Annotated in this window: 10 protein-coding genes and 2 pseudogenes; 9 read left to right on the plus strand and 3 right to left on the minus strand. The window is 67.2% G+C overall.

Annotation, left to right across the window (positions count from 1 at the left end; all coding sequences use genetic code 11):
* Positions 1 to 38 precede the first annotated feature (38 nt).
* Positions 39 to 281 carry a hypothetical protein gene (locus ACFU8W_RS39595; protein ID WP_384048412.1) on the plus strand — a complete coding sequence of 81 codons (243 nt, stop codon included), beginning with the start codon at positions 39 to 41 and terminating at the stop codon, positions 279 to 281.
* A 1,779-nt stretch (positions 282 to 2,060) separates the two neighbouring features.
* On the opposite strand, the gene ACFU8W_RS39600 is transcribed toward ACFU8W_RS39595, so the two are convergent.
* The gene (locus ACFU8W_RS39600; RefSeq protein ID WP_384048415.1) at positions 2,061 to 3,893 is read right to left on the minus strand and encodes an exo-alpha-sialidase; all 1,833 of its coding nucleotides are present in this window, start codon (positions 3,891 to 3,893) and stop codon (positions 2,061 to 2,063) included.
* Positions 3,894 to 4,066: 173 nt separating this feature from the next.
* On the opposite strand from ACFU8W_RS39600, the gene ACFU8W_RS39605 reads away from it, so the two are divergent.
* The 5 genes from ACFU8W_RS39605 to ACFU8W_RS39625 all read left to right on the plus strand — a co-directional run bounded on the left by ACFU8W_RS39605 (position 4,067) and on the right by ACFU8W_RS39625 (position 7,328).
* Positions 4,067 to 4,375 (plus strand): hypothetical protein, encoded by a 309-nt coding sequence (locus ACFU8W_RS39605; protein ID WP_384048418.1) that lies wholly within the window; start codon positions 4,067 to 4,069, stop codon positions 4,373 to 4,375.
* Between the two features lie 51 nt (positions 4,376 to 4,426).
* A complete protein-coding gene (locus tag ACFU8W_RS39610; protein WP_384048421.1) occupies positions 4,427 to 4,780 on the plus strand; it encodes a hypothetical protein in 354 nt (117 codons plus the stop codon).
* Between the two features lie 1,010 nt (positions 4,781 to 5,790).
* Positions 5,791 to 6,042, plus strand: coding sequence for a hypothetical protein (locus tag ACFU8W_RS39615; RefSeq protein ID WP_384048424.1), 252 nt, complete (start codon positions 5,791 to 5,793; stop codon positions 6,040 to 6,042).
* Positions 6,043 to 6,346: 304 nt separating this feature from the next.
* Positions 6,347 to 6,874, plus strand: a complete 528-nt coding sequence (locus tag ACFU8W_RS39620; protein WP_384048427.1) for an integrase core domain-containing protein — start codon at positions 6,347 to 6,349, stop codon at positions 6,872 to 6,874.
* A gap of 175 nt (positions 6,875 to 7,049) precedes the next feature.
* Positions 7,050 to 7,328, plus strand: a complete 279-nt coding sequence (locus tag ACFU8W_RS39625) for a hypothetical protein (RefSeq protein ID WP_384048442.1) — start codon at positions 7,050 to 7,052, stop codon at positions 7,326 to 7,328.
* Between the two features lie 242 nt (positions 7,329 to 7,570).
* Here the strand turns inward: ACFU8W_RS39625 and ACFU8W_RS39630 are convergent, their stop codons facing one another.
* Positions 7,571 to 9,598 carry a S8 family serine peptidase gene (locus ACFU8W_RS39630; protein ID WP_384048430.1) on the minus strand — a complete coding sequence of 676 codons (2,028 nt, stop codon included), beginning with the start codon at positions 9,596 to 9,598 and terminating at the stop codon, positions 7,571 to 7,573.
* 657 nt (positions 9,599 to 10,255) lie between these two features.
* On the opposite strand from ACFU8W_RS39630, the gene ACFU8W_RS39635 reads away from it, so the two are divergent.
* Positions 10,256 to 11,287, plus strand: coding sequence for an IS630 family transposase (locus ACFU8W_RS39635; RefSeq protein ID WP_384048433.1), 1,032 nt, complete (start codon positions 10,256 to 10,258; stop codon positions 11,285 to 11,287).
* Between the two features lie 77 nt (positions 11,288 to 11,364).
* Here the strand turns inward: ACFU8W_RS39635 and ACFU8W_RS39640 are convergent, their stop codons facing one another.
* Positions 11,365 to 11,880, minus strand: coding sequence for a hypothetical protein (locus ACFU8W_RS39640; protein WP_384048436.1), 516 nt, complete (start codon positions 11,878 to 11,880; stop codon positions 11,365 to 11,367).
* Between ACFU8W_RS39640 and ACFU8W_RS39645 the strand changes: the two are divergent.
* Together ACFU8W_RS39645 and ACFU8W_RS39650 are read left to right on the plus strand one after the other, a co-directional pair.
* Positions 11,834 to 13,055: pseudogene (locus ACFU8W_RS39645) on the plus strand (IS110 family transposase). The gene ACFU8W_RS39640 and the pseudogene ACFU8W_RS39645 overlap by 47 nt on opposite strands.
* A gap of 191 nt (positions 13,056 to 13,246) precedes the next feature.
* A pseudogene (locus ACFU8W_RS39650) lies at positions 13,247 to 14,168 on the plus strand (IS5 family transposase).
* Positions 14,169 to 14,313: the final 145 nt, after the last annotated feature.

The raw sequence follows: 14,313 nt of genomic DNA on the forward strand, positions 1-14,313 counted from the left end.
GGCGTCGCCCCACCGGGTGCCGAATCATCGCCCACAAGGTGTCGGGCAAGAAGGGGCACGCCTACTGGGCCTGGTGGACGTACAGGAAGTCCGGAGGGGGCTCGAAGGTCAGCGGTTGGAAGAAGTCCAGCTGGACAGGCGACAACGGCAGGGCACCCGGCGTTGCAGTGGAGACCCTGTGGGGCCACAGCGGACGGGCAGGCGGGTACAAACTGACCAAGGGGACGGTCTGTACCCAGTTCAAGGGCTCGAAGCAGAAGGCACGCTTCCGGCTCGGCTGACGCAGCGACTTACCATTCGTTCGCCCTCCACGGACCGCCCACACTGCTGTTGCCGGGAGACACTCCTCCACGCTGAATCCGCAGACCACTCGTGATCGAAGGTCGCCTGTATGGCCGAGCGAGTCTCGCCAGTGTCCGTTTCGCAGGAAGCGCTCAGGGATACGGTCGCCTCCACGAGTCCGGCCCGTGTCGTCGTCCGCGCCGATTCCGTGTTGAGGTGGAGCGGGCTCCCCAGACCCGGTGCCGGTCCAGGTCCTTGAATCCGCAGGCGAGGAGCAGGCGGACGGTTTCGATTTTGTAGCCGACGCCCCATGCGCCGGAGCGCAGCGCGAGGCTGAACGTGGCGCCAGGGGGCTGGTGCGGGTCGTCGGCTCGACGAGCTGCGTGGCGCGTACCGTCCCACCTGGGCTGTTCGTACGGGCACTGGCTCTGCGTCGCAGCGAGCCTCCAGGAGTGCGTTCGGCTCGATTCGCTTGGCCGCCAGCAGCCGCGCTGCTCGGCATCGGCCGGGACGGTGACGGGGAGGTCGGACCGGTGCCGAGACGGCGGCGCATCGTGATCGCGACTGTATGAGTGCCGTCCGGAGTGCTCGAGGGAACTCCCTTCGTACTTCCTTCCCAGATGTCAGATCTTGCGTACTTTCCGGCTGTCCGATCTTGCGTACGGCGCCGGGAAGCATCGCGCGGTGCGCGATGCTTCCCGCTTGCTGGTGGCAGTTCTTGATCGGCTTCTGCGGGCTGGCGGGTAGCCCGGGACAGGTCTCGTCTCCAAAGGCTTCGGTCTGGTCTCCACCAGCAGGGGATCGGGCTTGAGGATGCCCACACCAGCGGCTCGTGTGGCAACAGAACACGTCAAGCCCACCCCGAACGGGCCCTTCGTTTTCCGTTCCGGGTGGCTTTGACCGCCGGACGCTACTGCTGGACGAGGCACTGTCAGACGCGAGCAATTGGCGCGGATCGTCCGTGCTGTCGCTGGTCTCGGCCCTGCCCACCGACACGGGCGTGGTCCGGAAGATGAGCTGGTACATCGTCGAAGACGGGCAGTGCGTCGAGGCCGGGGAGCTGAACCAGCGCGAGTACGGCGCTTGTGCGGGCCACATTCACCCCGGGCGGAGGCTGAAAGAGCGGCCGAGGAAGGACGCACGGTCGCCACCCTGCCCGGCCGCTTCGGCGCCATCTGACGACACCTCCCTCGTCACGCACCCGCCCAACATCCATCCCCAGGAGTCTGCTTGTCCCTGTCCCTGATCCAGGGTTCCGTCGTTCTCGCGATCGGCCGGGAAGGATCACGTGAGTCCGAGGGTCACCAGCGGCCGCGTCATGTCCCGCCCGTGATGGCGCAGGCCCTCGGCGATGTAGTCCCGCCCTGCCAGGCGGAGCGCGCCGATGGCCAGGTTCCGCAGGGAGGCATCGCCCGCGGTGCGCTGCCGGTCCGCACCCGCGAGGCATCCTCCCCGAATGTCACATCCTTGACATGGTGCTCACGATTCTCAATCGCCCAGTGCCCGCGTACGCGTTCGGCCAGGTCAGCGGGTGTCGCCTGGTGGGCCGTCAGGCTGGTGACTGCGTAGACGCGTTCGATTCGACCCAGAACAGCCTGTAGCAGCACTCCTCGGTCGTCCTGGACGAGCCGCAGCGGGTGGACCGGATCGCGCTCGGCGAGGACATCCGACGCGGAGGCATGCAGGCCCAAGCCGTCGCGGTCGAAGGGGCGGACCTCGATGACTGGGCACGGGGCGCGCAGCGCCGTTCGAAGCGGTGCGCGCCGCGTGCGACAGACTCAGCCGAGGTTGATGCGCTCGCCGGTGTGCTCCACGGCGGTGACCGTGTTGCCGGAGGTGGAGGTCCAGCTCGAGCGGGGGGTGAAGTGGCCTGCGGTCAGGTCCTCCTGGGTGACGACGTGGTACGGGGTAGTGCAGGTGTACGAGGCGTCCGCGGCCAGGCCGCGCCAGCGGCAGTTGCGGGCGGCGGTCGCCGGGTCGAAGTCCTCGAGGTTCCCGCTCGGCGCGACTGTGGTGGCGGCGTCCGAGAGGTTGGTGACGGTGTAGGTGAAGGCCAGCTCGTCGCCGACCTGGTAGCCGTCTGTCTGCGGGTTGGTCAGCTTGCCGCCCGTGACGAGGATGCGGCCCGGCGTGAGCTCGTCCTCGGTCTTCGGCACCTTGACCGTGAGGGTGCTCTTCGAGGTATGTCCCTTCGTGTCGGTCAGCGTGGCGGTCAGGGGGTACGCGCCGCCTCGCGCGCTCGCCGGGGCGGTGAGGGTGGTCTTCACGGTGGCGGATGCGTCGGGCAGGATCCGGTCCGGCGCTGTCAGGTCGTACGACCAGCCAGCGGGCACCGTGAGGGCGAGGTCCTGCACGTGGAGCGCGCTCCCGCTCTGGTTGGTCACCGTGAGCTCGAACGACTGCGTGGTGCCGCGCTCGACGGAGGCGCCGGAGGCCGTGACCGGAGCGGCGACGCCGTTCAGCCAGGCGAGGTTGAACTGCGCGAACCGGATGCCGGCGTTGCCCCCGCCGGGCTCGTAGAGCAGGCCCATGTTGCCGTTCGGCAGGGTCGCCAGGGTTGAGTAGGCCATCCCGCCCGGCTGGAAGACGCGGCTGACCGGCCAAGTCTCACCGTCGTCGAAGCTCATCCGGATCGTGCCGTTGGCGCGCTGGCTGGTGGAGCCGGCGTTGGAGAACAGCAGCACCTTGGCCCGGTCGGAGCCCTTCGGTGCGTTGGGGTAGGCGCGGACGATGGAGGCGTTGTTCGTCGGGTCCGGCAGCTCGCGGTCGATCGTCACCTCGCCGTAGGTGACGCCGCCGTCCTCGGAGATGGCGACCTTGCGGTAGCCGGAGCGTTGGGAGTCGCGGGAGTTGAGCATGACGCGGCCGTCGGAGAGCTCCACGGTCTTGTTCTCGTCCATGCCGACGCCGACGGGCTTTCCGGCCTTCCAGCTCTTGCCGTGGTCGTCGGAGTAGACGGACATGGCCTGGAAGGCGCCAGCAGCGTTGATGATGGTGAACTGCTGGATCAGGCGCCCCGCGTGCTCGCCGTACTTCAGCTGGATGCCCCGGCCGGCGGCCGCGAACCGGGACCGCCAGCCGAGGTCGGTGGTGATGTCTGCGGTGATGACCTCGTGCTCCCAGGTCCGGCCGTCGTCGCGGGAGACGCTGACCTCGGCGTGCAGCACATTGCGGTTGTCGGGGGCGACGCCCGCCTGCGAGCCGCCGAAGCCCTTGTCGAAGGACTTCACATGGAAGTTGAAGATGTCGCCGGTGTGGCGGTTGACGATGTAGCTCGGGTCGGAGTAGCCCTCGATGGGTGCTTCGACGTTGCCCTTGTGGACGAGGGTCGGCTCGCCCCACGTCGTGCCGCCGTCGGTGGAGCGACGCTGCACGATGGAGTTGGGGCCGGGCGCGTCCATCGAGGTAGGCCGGCCGTCGTATGAGGCGAGGATGTCGCCGCCGTTGGTGACGGTCAGTGCCGGGATGCGGTAGTTGGGGAATCCGCCCTCGCCGTTGGTGGCGAGTTGCTGTTCCGTGTAGAAGGGCGTGCCCGCTTGCGGAGGCGTGGCGTCGAAGTCCGGTGCCGGCTCGGCGGCCGCGGCCGTGGGTGTGACGCCGGTCAGGGCCACGACGGCGGAGAGGCTGGCCAGCCCTGCTTGCCAGTGAAGTCTTCGACTAAAACGGGACATAACTGCCCTTTCGTCCGGAGTGGCGCGTGTCCGCTCCTTCTAATTTCGCCGAAGCATAAGACGTCAGATGTCCTCAAGTGAAGGCCTGCCGTGGAGGAGAAGTGTGAAGTCGGGTGACGGTGACCCGCCGCCACTTCGACGGCATGAGCATGGCCAGCATCTACATCTCGTCCGATGCCTACCAGTGGTTCGAATCGGGCCCGGTGCAAGACGTGGTCATTCGCAACAACGTCTTCGAGCGGCCGGCCGGTCCGGTGATCTGGTTCGATCCGACCAACCGCGAGGTCGTGCCGGGGCAACCGATGCACCGTAACGTGTTGATCGAGGACAACAGGTTCGACATGGCCGGGGGCGCCTTGGCGGCCGGCCGGAGCGTCGGGGACCTGACCTTCCGGAGCAACCACGTCAGGCGGCACGCATGAGTGAAGCTCCAGGGCGGCGCTGAACGGATGCGCATCGGTGACACGGCCCGGGTGACCGCCCAGACGCTGCCCGCGCGGTACACGGCTCCGTTGTTTACCTTCGACAGTGCCGACGACATCACGATTGCCCGCAGCGACTACGCGGACGACTTCAACGATCGGATCAACACCCGGAACATGGATCCGACCGGGGGCACGGTGGTCGGCGACGACCTTGCCCTCAAAGCCGACAACCAGACGTCCGGCCCAGTGGTGATCACCTATTCGAGCAGCAACGAGAAGGTTGCACAGGTCGATGCCGACGAGGTCGTCACAGCGGTCGGCAGCGGCAAGGCACAGATCTGTGCCCATGTCACCGTCGGCGGGCGGGAGATCGCGGGGTTGTGGATGCACTCAAGTCGCTGAGGGGGCAGACTGAAGTTAAAGGACAACACAGCCTCGTGCTGCTCTCTGTGCGTCAGTCTGGATACGGCGTGCAGAGCTCTGATGATCGTGTCCGTTCCCGAGAGTGGGCAACGCGCTTGCGGGGCAAGGCCCCCCGTGGCTGCCATTGAACGTGTGCGGACCCTCGCCGAACACGAACGCCCCATGCAGGTGCAGGGTTCGAGTCACTCGGAAGTAGGCGAAACGATGGCTAGGAAAACTACGCGATGGGCTGTGGCTTCGATTGCCGCCGCCTTTCTGGCGGTGGGTGGGGTAGCGATACCCAGCAGCTCCGCCTCCGCAGCTGTGAACGCTAAACCGTGTGCCTCACCGTCGGCGAACTGCAAGATGGTGAACCTTCTTAGCTGCACGATCGACGGCTGTAAGTGGACGAAAACCCAGGAGTGCCCTATGCCTCATGCCTCCTCCTAAGTGCCAGGGCCCATTGGATTTCGATTGCCATATGGGTATTTCGGGCATGTTTCGGGGGTGAGCACGGCTGCGCCGTAACGCCACACGCGGCACACAGCCCCGTCGGCCACCGCACAGGGTATGGCTGACGCGGAGTTCTCTAGTCCGGAGACTGCGGGAACACAGCTGGCCCCGGACCAGTACGCCGGTTCGGGGCCAGCGTGGGACAGATCAGTAGCTGCCGCTGGAGAGAATGTCGCCGGCCGTGTCGTAGTTGTGCGGGTACTGCTGAGACACGGGCGTGGTCTCCTGATGGGGCGGTAGCGGGGGACTCGACGCCAACAACCCGACCCGTCCTCTCTTCCGAGCCCTGTCGACGAAGGGCAACCTGAAGGGGCGCAGCAACGCCACGGTGCGGGGGCTGCACCTGTCCGGCAGAACGATCAACGAGATCGTGAAGAAGCGTGCGGCCGCCGGGGTGACCTATATCAACGTGTCCCGCTCGAACGATTTCGCGGCTGTGGCCTGCACGTTTGCTGATTCTGGCGACAAGGCCTCGACTGGCCTGCGGCGATCTGCGGATGTCGCTGTCGGTCGTCGCCACGCTCGTCCGGAATCTGATCACCGTGCCCGCTGCCGTACTGCGCAGCCGTATGGCCAAAGATGCGGAAGTTCTCGCGCTCCGGCATGAGAACGCGGTGCTGCGTCGGCAGATCGCCCGGGTCTGCTACGAGCCCGCCGACCGGATCTGGCTCGCCGCACTCTCCCGGCTGATCCCGCGCGAACGCTGGCGCCAGGTCTTCGCGGTCACCCCCACCACACTGCCGGCCTGACACCGTCAACTCCTCGCCCGCAAGTGGGCGTTCGCCCAACGCCGCCGCCCCGGCCGACCCTCCACCGCGCCCGCCTTCAAGCAGCTCATTCTGCGCCTGGCCCGCGAACCGCACCTGGGGCCACCGCCGGATTCAGGGCGAAATCGCCAGCCCGGGCTACCCGGTCGCCCCGTCCACAGTCCGGGACATCCTGCATGCCGCCGGCATCGACCTCGCCCCGCAGCGCTCCGGGCCGACCTGGCGCCAGTGCCGCACCGACCAGGCCCACGGCATCATCGCCGCCGACTTCCTCCACCTCGACACCGTGTCACTCAAGCGCCTCTACGCCCTGGTCGTCATCGAGCACGGCACCCGGCGCCTCCACCTCGCCCGCGTCACCGCCCCTCCCACCGCGCAATGGACCGTCCAGCAGGACAGGAACCTCGCCGTGATCCTGGACCGCCGCATCGACTCGCTGCGTTTCCTCCTCCGGGACCGGGACATCAAGTACACCCGTGCCTTCGACGCCGCCTTCGAGGCCGACGGCGTGGAGATTCTGCTCAGCCCACCACGGGCACCCAAAGCGAACGCGATCTGCGAGCGAGTCGTGGGCACCCTCCGCCGCGAGCTCCTCGACCGCATGCTGATCTACAACGAGGCCCACGCCGTGAAAGTGCTGACCGAGTACATCCAGCACTACAACGGACACCGCCCCCACCAATCCCGCCAGCAGCCACCCCCGGACAGCGACCAACCGTCCAACCCGGCCGCCATCACCGACCTCCAGGCCCACCGAATCCGGCGACAACCCATCCTCGGAGGATTGATCAACCAGTATCACCGCGCCGCCTGACCAAACGACACCACCACAGCTCACAGCACCGAATCGTATTTTCGAGCGGGACAGGTGGCGGAGGTCATCGTTGCCGAGACCGGCGGTGACATGTCCCGGTTCCCCTCGGCCAAGCACCTGGCCTCCCGGGCCGGGCTGTGTCCGGGATACCACGAATCGGCGGGCCGCGCTGGGGATGGCCGCGTTCGGAGCGACACGGACCAAGGACTCGTTCCTGCAGGCACGCTACAAACGGCGGACCTTGCGCCGTGGTCCGATCAAGGCGCTGGTCGTCATCGAACACTCGATCACCATCGCGGTCTGGCACATGCTCCACGACCACGTGCCCTACCACGAGCTCGGCGGCAGCTACTTTACTCAACGAGATCCCGAACGGGTCGCACGCCGAGCCGTCTTCCGGCTGAACGAACTCGGCTACCCGGTCACCCTCGACCCGATGGAGGCCGGTGGATGACCGAGCACGGCCGAAGCCCGGCGGAGATGACCCCCGACCGGGCCCACACCCTTGCCCGAAACCCCCTCCACCTGCAGTTATTTACGTGTCAGAGTCAAGCTTAGGCCAGGCGCTGTACGCGCTGAACCCGGACCAGGAACCCGCGTCTTTGATGGACGCGATCGTCCTGACCTGAAGGCGGATAGCATCCGACCCGTGATCACGTCCCGGCCCGGCCGGCCGAGACATTGCCCGTATAGGAGTCAGAGGATGCGCCAGGCGACGGCGTACGGCTGGGCGAACTGGGTGATCCGGAAGGCGCTGACGACGACTTCGGCCTCCCCGGTGGGGATCTCCCGCCAGTGCACTTGTTCGACGTTGTTGACGCGGTCGAACCCGGGATCCGTGCCCATGTTGCCGTGGCGTTCCTGACCGCCTGCGCGGACGATCAGGTCGAGGTCGTTCTGCAGGGCTGGGCCAGGGGGGTCCGTCCAGACGAGGGTGACTTTCAGGGTGCGGGTCGCGCCCTCGGGGATGTTGATGCTGAACGCGCGCTCTTCTCCCTGGTCCAGCTCCTTGGCGTCGGTGAAGCCCGCCTGGCCGGCATCGGTCGGGAGGACGACGGCGCGCTGGAGGTTGACGATGCCGAAGCCCGAGTTGTTGTTGGGGGAGGGGCCCGCCTCGGAGGGGATGTACTGGCCCTTGAGCTCATCGGCACCGTTGATCAGCATGGCCTTGATGAGCGCTGCACTGGGCTTTGGCGTGCCGTTCTTCACCAGCGTCTCGCGCAGTACCGCCACACAGCCGGCGACCAGCGGGGTGGCCATGCTGGTGCCGCTGTCGAACATGAACGCGGGATCCGTGGAGACGCCGAAGAGACCGTGGTCGGGCGCGATCCGCGAGCGTGTCGAAAGGATCGCTGTGCCGGGAGCGACCATGTCGGGCTTGAGCCGCCCCTCCTGGGTCGGGCCGCGGCTGCTGAAGGCCGCCATCCCGGCGGGGTTGTCCGCCATCCTGTCGCCGCGGATCGGCGGGGCGGGGTACGAGAGCGGCCTCAGCTCGTCATAGGTGTGGGGGATCTGGGGGCGGTCGCCCTCGCTGGCGCCGACGGTGATGATGTTCTTGGCCCCGGTCTCCCCGCTGACGGCCTTCAGGTTGATACGACCGTCACCGTCGCGGTCCGTACCGTCGTTGCCCGCGGCGAAGCAGATGACGAAGTCCTTGTTGTCCCAGACGAACTGATCGACCTCGCGCGCGCTCTTGTTGTACGGAAGGCCCGGGGTGATCGGACCCCACGAGTTGGTGTGGATCCGCGCCTCGTCCTCCAGGAAGGGCGGTTCGAACAGGTCATGCAGGTTCTGCGGGATGCCGGACAGCGAGCCGTCGTCGGCCAGCATGGACTGGAGGACCAGTCTCGCTTCGGGTGCTGTGCCGGTGATGGCTCCGCCCATTGACGCCGACGTCCCGTCGCCGAGGACGGAGCCCGCCACGTGGGTGCCGTGCCCGTCGGGGTCGTCCGTCCGCGCGGGGCTCGTACGGCCCAGGGCGACCAGGCGCTTGACCCGGCCGGTGAAGGCGGGGTGCACATTGGTGGTGGACCCCTTGTCGAACCCGGTGTCGGCGACACACACGATCTGGCCCTCGCCGCGGAACTTTGTGCCGTTGAGGGACACGTGGGCGTGCATCAGGTTCCCTGAGACGGTGTTGTACAGTACTCTCTCGGGGACCTCCTCGATCTCCTTCACCTCGTCGAGCGCGGCCAGCGCGGGCAGGTTCTCCGCCCGGACGGTCATGCGTACCTTGTCGCGGTCGGGCTCGACGTCGCCGGGGCTGACACCGGCTGCCGTCGCGATCCGGTCCCGGAGCCGGTCCGAGCTCACCTCGACGTCCTCGTGCAGCACGATGTCGACGGTCCGGGTCTGGGGACCCACCGCCTCCATGGGGTCGACCAGCACGGCGAACCCCGGGCGGAGTCGCTTCGACCGGAGCGACTGGGCGATCTTGAAGCCCTTGAAGTACACGTCCGCCCAGGCCACGAAGGACAGGGCGCGTACGGCATCCAGATTCGTGGGCCGGAAGCCGCACAGATAGGTGTCGTCCGGAACGTATTCGTGGATCACCACCCCAAGCGCCGCGAGTTCTTCCTTCTCCTCGGCTGTGGGTGGGTGTGTGGTCTGGACGAGGAGGTAGTTGGACGCGGAGGCGTCCTCGGACACCAGCGATGCGGTGGCCAGGTCAGCTGCCTGGGCCAGCGGGTCCACCGTGACGCCGTTGATGGTGATACGGGACATGCCGAACTCCCGGAGGGGGTGGGGAAGACGCGCACCGGGCAGCCATGGCGCCACGGCACTGCCCATGCCGACACCCACGTTGCTAAAGCCCGTCTGAACCGGTGGCACGCCAAGCTGCGTGGTTGTTTCCGTTCGTCAACACGCTAGGCGGGCGACTGCCCACCTGCACGTCGAGCCTGGATGGTGGCCCCCATCCGGGCTCACTATTACTCCGCAGGGCACTCGACAGCGGCGTCAGCCTGCGCCTCCACGTCTACGCGGGGCCGGCGGCGACGTGTTCCCGTCCCGCATCAGGTCCCACTCACCCCGCCCTGGACCAGATGAGGAACCTGTGCTGGGCTTCGAGATGCCGGAGGAGGGTGGTAAGGCGCCCGGCACGAGAGGGTGCCTCGGCGCCGGTGCCGGAAGTCCTGCGGTTCATCGCCGCCCCCTGTGCGAGGCGGGAGCGCAGCCGGTGGTCGTGCCCTCGTGTCCCGTGTGCGGCCGACTTCGTCGTTTGGGATCGCTTTATGGCGGACAGCGGGTTTGCGGGTCCTGCTACGCCAAAGCGCACGCCGCCACCTGCAACTGCTGCGGCAAGGCCAAGCCGGTTACCGGTAGTTCGTTACTAAGGCGATCATTAGTAGGTAGACAGGTTCGCCTGCGATGATGGTCAACATGCGGGAGAACGACGGTCGGAAACTGGATCACGGGACGCTGGAGGCGTTGCGGATCCGGACGGTGCGGCAGATCGAGGAGGGTGGCATACACCCCGACGAGGCCGCGCAGACGCTGGGGTTGGCGCGTTCGACTGTGTTCAAGTGGCTGGCTGCCTATCGCGAGGGCGGGGTGGACGCGCTGCGGGCCAAGCCGGTCCCCGGGCGTCCGGCGAAGCTGACCGGCGCCCAGCTGGGGCGGCTGTACCGGCTGATCGTGGGTAAGGATCCTCGCCAACTGCGCTTCGACTTTGACCTGTGGACCCGCGACCGGGTGCGGGAGCTGATCCGGCGGGACTTCGGGGTGACCCTGTCGGCGGTCAGCGTCGGTCGGCTCCTGCGCAAGTTGGGCCTGTCCCCGCAGCGTCCGCTGTGGCGGGCCTGGCAGCAGGACCCCGAGGCCGTGGAGCGCTGGAAGCGCGAGGAGTTCCCCGCCATCAAGGCCGAGGCGAAGAAGGCCGGGGCCGAGGTCTGGTTCGCCGACGAGGCCGGGATCCGCACCGACTACCACGCCGGCACCACCTGGGCCCCGGTCGGGCAGACGCCGGTGGTGAAGACCACCGGTAAGCGCGCATCCGTGAACATGATCTCGGCGGTCACCGGCCGGGGCGCGCTGCGCTTCATGGTCGTCGAGGGCGGCGTCAACGCCGCCGTGTTCCTCACCTTCGCCAAGCGCCTGGTCGCCGACGCCGACCGTCCGGTCTTCCTGGTCCTGGACAACCATTCCATCCACAAGTCCAAGAAACTCAAGGCCTTCGCCGAGGAGAGCGGCGGCCGCCTGCGCCTGTTCTACCTCCCCGGATACAGCCCGGAGCTGAACCCGGACGAGTGGGTCTGGAAGTCGATCAAGCACGACAGCATCGGCAGCACCGCCCACGCCAACGCGGAAGACCTGAAAGGCAAGGCGCTGTCCGCGCTACGGCGACTGCAGAAGCTGCCCGCCCGAGTCACGGGCTTCTTCCGCGCACCCGACCTCGCCTACATCGGCTCCTGACACTGCCACTTGAGCGAACCAGGCCAACGACGCTGTCTACCTACTAACGATCGCCTTAGTAAATCCGGCGGTATAGGTCAATGCCGTGTCCGGTGGTGACTGCGTCGATCAGGGCTTGGAGTTCGGAGGGTGGGTCCTTGTCCGTCCAGGCTCGCCACCACTGGGTGAGGGTGATGGCGGGGGTGAGCCAGGAGCGGATGGCGCGTAAGGCCCTGGGGCAGCAAGGCGGTTGGGGCTGCTGGGGTTCGGCTGGGTCCCCTCTCTGGCCCCTCGTCGGGGCACGGGTCCGGCGCGGTGGCATCCAGCGGTCCGGGTGGGGAGAACCACTGGTCCCAGCAGAAGGAGAAGGCGCAGTTGACCAGGGTCTGGTGGCGGCGGATGGCACGGTCTGAGCGGACTTGGAAGTCGGCCCAGCCGAGTTCGTCCTTGGTCTGCTTGTAGCTCTGCTCGATCCATGGCCGCAGGCCGTAGAGGCGGACGATCTCGGCGAGGTCGGCGGGCGGGTGCGGGCTGGTGGAGGCGTGGGGTGCGTCGGGGCGGGGCAGGTTGGTGGCCAGGTACCAGGTGGCCTTCTCCAAGGTGTGCGTCCGCATCCCCAGTCCCCGCCGCAAGGGAGCGTTCACCCAGCAGACCACGACCTTCGGCGCCACCACCAACGCCGTCCTCGACCTACGCGAACACCTCCTCGACGCGGACGTCACCCTGGTGGTGATCGAGGTGACCGGCGACTATTGGAAGCCCTTCTTCTACCTGCTGATCGAGGAACTGAACGTCATCCTGGTCAACGCCCCACAGGTGAAGAACCTGCCGGGCCGCAAGACCGACGTCTCCGACGCCGCCTGGCTGGCCCAACTTGGCTCCCACGGACTGGTACGGGCCTCCTTCGTACCTCCGCAACCGGTATGCGAACTGAGGGATCTCACCCGGGCCCGCACCCAACTCACCCCGCGAACGCGTCCAGATCGTTCAGCGCCTGGAGAAGCTCCTGGAGGACGCCGGCATCAAGCTCTCCGCCGTCGTCTCCGACCTGTTGGGCGTCTCCGGCCGCGCCGTGCTCCAGGCCCTGATCGACGGGCAGCGCGATCCGCGTGTCCTTGCCGACCTCGCCAAGCGCCGCATGCGGAGCAAGATTCCCGAGCTGAGCCAGGCACTGACCGGCCGCTTCCGTGAACACCACGCCTTCCTGACTCGCCTCTACCTTGACCAGTACGACCACCTGTCGGGTGCCATCAACCAGCTGACGGCCCGGGACAAGGAGGCGATGACCCCTTTTCGCCCGGCGCTGGACCTGCTGGACACGATCCCGGGAGTGAACCGGGCGGTGGCGGAGGTCATCGTTGCCGAGACCGGAGGTGACATGTCCCGGTTCCCCTCGGCCAAGCACCTGGCCTCCTGGGCCGGGCTGTGTCCGGGACACCACGAATCGGCGGGCCGGATCCGTAGCACCCGGGTCCGGCCCGGCAGCCCTTACCTGAAAGGGGCACTGGGGGCGGCCGCGTTCGGAGCAACACGGACCAAGGACTCGTTTCTACAGGCACGCTACAAACGGCTGACCTCTCGCCGCGGTCCGATCAAGGCGCTGGTCGCCGTCGAGCACTCGATCATCACCGCGGTCTGGCACATGCTCCACGACCACGTGCCCTACCACGAGCTCGGCGGCAGCTACTTCACCCAACGAGACCCCGAACGGGCCGCACGCCGAGCCGTCTCCCGGCTGAACGAACTCGGCTACCGGGTCACCCTCGACCCGATGGAAGCCGCTGGATGACCGAGCGCGACCAAAGCCCGGCGGAGATACCCCCGATCGGGCCAACACCCCTGCCAGAAACCCCCACTCACCTGCGGCTATTTACGCGTCAGAGTCAAGCTAAGAGCTCGCGCAGATAGGCGGCGTGGGCAGCCCCGGCAACAAGGTGGGAACAGGTCCCGGTGATCATGGAGCTGTGCGCTCTGTGACCACTGGGGAGATCTGTACCCGTCCTTCCATCATGGCTGACCGACCCGCTCTGGGATCAATTCGCGGCATTGCTGCCCAAGCGCCCTGCGGGTCGATCCGGCCCACCCGCTGGGTTGCCACCGCCGCCGTATCAGCGACCGGATCGTGTTCGACAAGCTGCTCCAGCTCCTGCGGTTTGGCTGCTCCTACCAGGCGGTCTCCGACGCGACCTGCTCGGCGACCACGATCCGCAACCGCCGCAACGAGTGGATCCGGCTCGGCGTCTTCACCCGACTCAAACAGATCGCGCTTGAGTCCTACGACCGGATCGTCGGGCTCGTGCTCGACCAGATCGCCGTCGACGGCTCCATCACCAAGGACCCCGGCGGCGGAGAAGCGGCCGGGCGCTTGCCGGTCGACCGCGGCAAACAGGGCCTGAAACGCTCCGGCATGACGGATGGCTATGGGATCCCGCTCGGCAAGGTCCTCGCCGGAGCGAACCGCCACGACTCTCCGCTGCGGGCTCCAACCCTGGACCTGCTGGTGGACCTGGGACCGCTGCCCGAGGCCATCACCGTGCACCTGGACGCCGGCTACGACTCGGACAAGACCCGCGCCGAACTCGCCGCGCGCAGTCTGTACGGCCGCATCGCGCACAAGGGCGAGAAGGTACCGATCCAGGCGAGCCAGCGGTGGCACGTCGAGCGCACCCACGCCTGGCAGAGCGCCTTCTACCGGCTCGCCCGATGCGACGAACGCCGTGTCGCGGTCATCGACGCGTTCTTCGACCTCGCCGATACGATCATCACCGTCCGTAGCCTAATGGGAGCTACGGAACCGGGGAATGCTCGGTTCCGTAGCCGCCAGCAGGTGAGCACTTTCGTTGCCGGAACTTCGAGTTCTGGGATCAGACCGTGCCCCTGCTGGTCGGCCGGAAGGCCATGACCGCTGATGGGATGGCGTGCCCGCCTCAGAGGCGTGAGCACTGGATCCATTAGTACTGCAACGACACTCCGTGACGTTGTGGACGCTGCCTCGTTGATTGCTGCATGCAGGAAGAGATAACTGACGGTTGGTCAGATGCATTCGA

This window comes from Streptomyces sp. NPDC057565 (genome assembly GCF_042801455.1).
GTDB lineage: Bacteria > Actinomycetota > Actinomycetes > Streptomycetales > Streptomycetaceae > Streptomyces > Streptomyces yanii.

Bases quoted from the DNA above. Each gene is read 5' to 3' on its own strand.
- ACFU8W_RS39630 (WP_384048430.1), bottom strand. From the start codon at position 9,598: ATGTCCCGTATCACCATCAACGGCGTCACGGTGGACCCGCTGGCCCAG.
- ACFU8W_RS39640 (WP_384048436.1), bottom strand. From the start codon at position 11,880: ATGCGGACGCACACCTTGGAGAAGGCCACCTGGTACCTGGCCACCAAC.
- ACFU8W_RS39635 (WP_384048433.1), top strand. From the start codon at position 10,256: ATGCGGGAGAACGACGGTCGGAAACTGGATCACGGGACGCTGGAGGCG.
- ACFU8W_RS39615 (WP_384048424.1), top strand. From the start codon at position 5,791: ATGTCGCTGTCGGTCGTCGCCACGCTCGTCCGGAATCTGATCACCGTG.
- ACFU8W_RS39625 (WP_384048442.1), top strand. From the start codon at position 7,050: ATGGCCGCGTTCGGAGCGACACGGACCAAGGACTCGTTCCTGCAGGCA.